Here is a 2,179-nt window from a genome sequence, read left to right as displayed (position 1 = left end):
TGTCGGGGACGGTCGAAAAGTAGGCCGGTGGCGACGGTCGAAAATCCGGCCACATGGTGATGGCTATTGTGCCGCGTTCTCGGCCCGGGCGGACGGTAACGTGTCGACTCCGCTGTCCTTGAGTCGGTAGCTCGAACCTTTCAGGGTCAAGACCTCGGCATGGTGCACGACGCGGTCGATCATCGCGGCGGCAACGACCTGGTCGCCGAACACGTCGCCCCACCGGGCGAACGGCAGGTTCGAGGTCAGAATCAGGGAGGCATGTTCGTAGCGGCTCGACACCAACTGGAAGAACAGGTTCGCGGCGTCCTGCCCGAACGGGATGTAGCCGACCTCGTCGACGATGAGCAGTCCGTAGCGGCGCAGCCTGGTCAGCTCGGCCTGCAGGCGCCCGGCGGCGTGCGCAGTCGTCAGTCGGGTGACCCAGTCGACGGCGGTGGCGAACGCGACCCGATGGCCGTGCCCGGCGGCTTTGACGCCGAGTCCGATCGCCAGGTGTGTCTTGCCGGTGCCCGGCGGGCCGAGCAGCACCACGTTGCGTGCCTGGGTCAAGAACATGCCGGTTCCCAGATGCGCGATCGTTTCCCGGTTGAGTGCGGGCTGGTGATCGAAGTTGAATTCCTCCAACGATTTACGGGTCGGGAACCCCGCCGATCGGATACGGATCTGAGCGCCGGACGATTCGCGGGCCGAGACCTCTCGGGAGAGCACCGCGGCGAGGTATTCCTCGTGACTCCAGCCGCCCTCGCGGGCCTGGGCGGCCAGTCGGGCCGCGGCGTCGCGGATCCGGGGTGCTTTGAGCGCGTGCGCGTAGTGTTCGATCTGCTTGACCGGGTCCTCGACGGTCATCACGCTACCTCCCCGGTGGAGGATCCGAGATCGGAATCGATTGCGGTGGTGTCGAAGTCGACGCCGAAGACACGGTCGTAGTCGGCGAGGTCGCGCATCGGATGCCCGCTCTCGGAGATATCGGAGGACGCCTGCTGGAACTGGTGCCGGAGCCGGGCTGCGGTGTCGACATGCCGGGGGTCGGTCACGGTCAGACCGCTGGCCCACAGGCGTTGATGGTCGGCGAGCGGTCGACCGGCGCCGGTGACGGTGACGGCGTCGAGTCCGGTGGTGACCTGCACGAGATGCCCGATCGCCGACGGGTCGACCGAGTAGTCGTTGCCGCCCACGCGCACGTAGTAGTCCCGGGGCAGCCGCAACTCGATGACGGTGTCCGTGCTGGGTGGGACCGGTGGCAGGGCCAGCATTGCGGCGGTGTCGACGGCGACGAGTTCGTCGGGGCGGCCGTCGATTCGGCGCACGGTCCGGCCGTTGGCGATCGGTAACCAGTCGGTGAGTTGAGTGTTGAAGTCTGCCGGTGAGGTGAACGTGCGCCCGGGCAGGAACGAGGTTTCGAGATAGCCGTTGGCGCGTTCGACGATACCTTTCGATTCCGGGTCGTAGGGCTTGAGTTGGATCAGCGTCGTCGACAAGGTGCCGATGAATGCGGTGACCGGGTCGGTCAGCCGGCCTCGGCGTCCGATCCCGGCTTCGTTGTCCCACCACAGTTGGTGCGGCACCGCACCGAACCGGGACGCCAGCAGCGTCCACATCCCGGCGACCAGGTCCATCGTCGTGCGGGACGGCAGCATCATCGCGGTGATGAATCGTGAGAACGCGGCGACCATCACCAGCACCGGTGGCGTCCCGAACTGGCCGAACCCGAGCGGAATCTTCACGGGTGGGAACCACAGATCGCACTGGACTGCCCTGCCCGGTTGGTGGTCGAGGCGATCCGCCGGATCGACCGGCGCGTATTCGGGGCGCAGCAACCGGACCCGCTCACGCAGCCAGGTGATCGATCCACTCCAGCCGACGCGTTCGGCGATGACCGTCGCCGGCATCGTCGGATACGCCATGAGCAATGCCCGGATTCTCGGTTCGGCCTCGGAGATCGCCGAGGTCACCGCGGGTCGCTGGTACTTCGGTGGTGTGTCGCTGGCCAGCGCGTTTGCGACTGTGTCGCGGGCGATGCCCAACCGTTTCGCGATGGCACGCTGCGACAACTTCTCGCTGTGATGCAGGTGCCGGATCAGAGCCCAGTCTTCCATCGAGATCACCCATCCGATCGTGGTTGGGTGGCCTGGTTTTCATCCGTCGTTTCTGGCCTGGTTTTCGGCCGCCGTTGACA

The 2,179-nt window shown here is 66.4% G+C and carries 2 protein-coding genes; both read right to left on the bottom strand.

Translation table 11 applies throughout. The annotated features are described in order from the left end of the window. Positions 1-63: 63 nt before the first annotated feature. Positions 64-849 carry an IS21-like element helper ATPase IstB gene (istB, locus tag M1M07_RS32165; RefSeq protein ID WP_248676753.1) on the bottom strand — a complete coding sequence of 262 codons (786 nt, stop codon included), beginning with the start codon at positions 847-849 and terminating at the stop codon, positions 64-66. After that, a complete protein-coding gene (gene istA, locus M1M07_RS32160; RefSeq protein ID WP_248676752.1) occupies positions 849-2,108 on the bottom strand; it encodes an IS21 family transposase in 1,260 nt (419 codons plus the stop codon). The genes istB and istA overlap by 1 nt, the downstream gene beginning before the upstream one ends. Between the last annotated feature and the right edge of the window lie 71 nt (positions 2,109-2,179).

The organism is Rhodococcus sp. HM1 (assembly GCF_023218075.1).
GTDB lineage: Bacteria > Actinomycetota > Actinomycetes > Mycobacteriales > Mycobacteriaceae > Rhodococcus.
This window is presented reverse-complemented; position numbering and strand designations above follow the sequence as displayed.

Bases quoted from the DNA above. Each gene is read 5' to 3' on its own strand.
- istB (WP_248676753.1), bottom strand. From the start codon at position 849: ATGACCGTCGAGGACCCGGTCAAGCAGATCGAACACTACGCGCACGCG.